The organism is Agrobacterium sp. MCAB5 (genome assembly GCF_052114365.1).
GTDB lineage: Bacteria > Pseudomonadota > Alphaproteobacteria > Rhizobiales > Rhizobiaceae > Agrobacterium > Agrobacterium tumefaciens.
This window is the reverse complement of the sequence record NZ_JBFREP010000028.1, coordinates 1-2,139: the sequence shown is the minus strand read 5'-3', so window position 1 is coordinate 2,139 and position 2,139 is coordinate 1. Positions and strand designations below refer to the sequence as shown.

The 2,139-nt window shown below is 56.6% G+C and carries 3 protein-coding genes; 2 read left to right on the top strand and 1 reads right to left on the bottom strand.

The genetic code is table 11. From position 1 onward, the window contains the following. Positions 1-653: LysR family transcriptional regulator (locus AB4Z23_RS27000; RefSeq protein WP_441361123.1), on the bottom strand; the 653-nt coding region annotated here is incomplete at its 3' end. 72 nt (positions 654-725) lie between these two features. On the opposite strand from AB4Z23_RS27000, the gene AB4Z23_RS26995 reads away from it, so the two are divergent. Beyond that, complete coding sequence (locus AB4Z23_RS26995; protein ID WP_035201052.1) at positions 726-1,358, top strand: HD domain-containing protein; 633 nt, start codon at positions 726-728, stop codon at positions 1,356-1,358. Positions 1,359-1,394: 36 nt separating this feature from the next. Continuing rightward, positions 1,395-2,081 (top strand): amino acid ABC transporter permease, encoded by a 687-nt coding sequence (locus tag AB4Z23_RS26990; RefSeq protein WP_441361122.1) that lies wholly within the window; start codon positions 1,395-1,397, stop codon positions 2,079-2,081. Positions 2,082-2,139: the final 58 nt, after the last annotated feature.

Below are 2,139 nucleotides of genomic sequence, written 5' to 3'. Positions count from 1 at the left end.
GTGGTTGTCAGGGTGTGGAGATTGGATGGCGCGGGTGTCGAGAATATCCGTTGTCGCAGGAGCATCGCGTCCGAGACGAATTCGCGGGGCATCTCAAGTTTGGGGCTGACAAACCATTCCACCGTCTGACGGCCGAGGAGTTCCAGCGCAACGTTGTCGTGCTCGGGGGGTGTCGACAGGACGGCGATATCGAGAAGCCCTTCAGAAAGCTGTCGGGCGAGGCTATGGCTCGTGTCGACGGTAGCTGCAATGCGGCTTTCAGCAAATCGGCCATCCAGTTCGTCCAGCAGTGCCGGGAGGCAGACTGTGGCAAAACTATCCATCACACCCACTCTGAGCGTCGGCAGGCGCGTATTGCGTGTCTTGATGTTAGATTCGATATCTCTGGCAATGCCGATCATCGCCTCGGCGTAGTGCTTGAGTGCTTCACCCTCACTGGTCAGCTGCAGCTGCCGTTTTTGCCGAATGAAAAGCGGAACACCGAGTTGTTCCTCCAACTCCTTGATCCGATACGAAACCGTCGGCTGCGTGATGCTCAGCTTTTCTGCCGCGGCGTTGAAGCTGCGCAACTGAGAGGCCCAATAAAATGCTTCGACCGCCGAGAAACTGAGAGCCATTTTCTTCCATAGAAAAATTCGATCGATACCTGCCAATATCCTAATTGGATTTTGAATTCATTCAACCTTAAGCTCGCTCAATAAGCAGTTTATTCAGGTGATCAAAAAATGTACAAAACGATTTCGCGTGAGCATATTCTCGAAGATCTGCCTGAGATAGCGGATATCCAGTCGGACGAACTTCGAGAGAAGGTTATCGACGCCTGGGTTTTTGCTCTCGAGCGCTCATCTTTTGATCGCGTCACCGACATCCAGGGCGAGGGAAGCCCGAACATCTTTTCGCTCAAGCGTGGTACGCAGGACGCGCATCTGCGCGGCGTGACCCGGCTTGCACTGTCGATCTACGAGGAGTTCAAGGCCACATATCCCGAAGCCAAGGTTGATCGCGACATTCTCCTGGCCGGCGGGCTTTGCCACGACATCGGCAAGACCTGGGAATTCGATCCCGTCATGCTGAAGCGCTCCGAAGAACGTGGCGACCGCTATGGCGATCCCACGTTCCGCCACTCGGCCTACGGCGCGCATGTCTGCCTTTCCGTCGGTCTGCCCGATGAAGTCGGCCATATCTGCATGGGTCACGCAATGGAGTTCGGTCAGATCGGCCACAGTACAGAGTGCTTCATCATCCGTCAGGCCGACCACACCTGGTGGCTCGTCGCGGCAGCCCTCGATCTATGCCATCCCGATACGATCGCACAGGCGGGCAAGAACATTCGCGTCCGTCCCTTGGGCGCCGAATAAAACCGGGCACGGACTGTCACCATACGCGAGGGCAAAATGGCATATACATTCCAGTTCGCATCGTTGGTCCCATATCTGTCGCAGTTTCTCAGCGGTCTCTGGCTGACCATGCTGCTTGCATTCGTGGGCATATTCGGCGGCTTCGCCCTCGGCGTCTTCTGCGCGGTCGTTTCCACGCTTCCCGGACTTGTGCCGCGCCTGCTTGTACGCTGTTACGTGGAACTGATGCGCAATACGCCGCTTCTGGTGCAGATCTTCGTGATCTTCTTCGCACTGCCAAGCCTTGGGCTACGGCTTTCTCCCCAGACATCGGTGCTGGTCGCGCTCATCCTGAACAATGGCGGCTATATTGCCGAGATCGTTAGAGGCGGCATTCAGGCCACTCACCGGAGCCAGTTCGAAGCCGCGGAAAGCCTCGGGCTGACGTACCTCCAGACACTTCGGTTCGTGATCCTGCCGCCCGCACTGGAGAAGGTATTCACGCCGGTCGTTTCGCAATGCGTCCTACTGATGCTCTCGACCAGCCTTGTATCGGCGATCGGCGTCGAGGACCTGACAGGGGCTGCGATGATCGCAAGTTCCGAGACGTTCCGGACGATGGAGGTCTATCTGGTAATCGCCGCGATCTACGTAACCCTCAACTTTGTCTTCCGAGCCATCCTCAACGCCGCAGGTCTGCTGATATTCACACGTTCGCGCCGTAAACTCCTCGGGAGGGCATGATATGCGCACATTCGGTACCAACGAATTCCTCTTCATCGTCTATGCCCTTCAATGGACC